Here is a 413-nt window from a genome sequence, read left to right as displayed (position 1 = left end):
CTGTTGGCAATGATGATGGAAGAAGAACTTAAAGTGCTTGATGAATATTTTAAAGAGTTAACAGAGAACTATCCTGTTGTTGGAATCCGACAAGAAGCAATGAATAAGGTTAAAAAAACAGGCTATACGACTCCGCATTACTTTTTTCAATTTTCACTCCTAGGGGAAAAGAGAGAAATTATCAACGCCCTTTACTTGAATAATCAAGAGATTAGCAAAACAGAGCTAAAAGAACATTTTGATTTCACGGAATACGGTCCCGAAAGTTTTGCTTTTGCTATTAATCTATTTATGAAAGAGCCTGGTGTAGAACCAGATGAGGAGATATTTCAACAAATCATTTCAGACATTGAAACAAGAGAAGGTTTTCCTAGAGGAAGTTATACAATCACTTTAAATGATAACAAAATAAA

At 33.7% G+C, this 413-nt stretch carries 1 pseudogene; it reads left to right on the top strand.

The features are described 5' to 3' along the window. Nucleotides 1-413, top strand: a pseudogene (locus GJU40_RS20600) (DUF1672 family protein); the annotation flags it as partial.

The organism is Metabacillus lacus (genome assembly GCF_009674805.1).
In the GTDB taxonomy this organism is placed as follows: domain Bacteria; phylum Bacillota; class Bacilli; order Bacillales; family Bacillaceae; genus Metabacillus_C; species Metabacillus_C lacus.
This window is presented reverse-complemented; position numbering and strand designations above follow the sequence as displayed.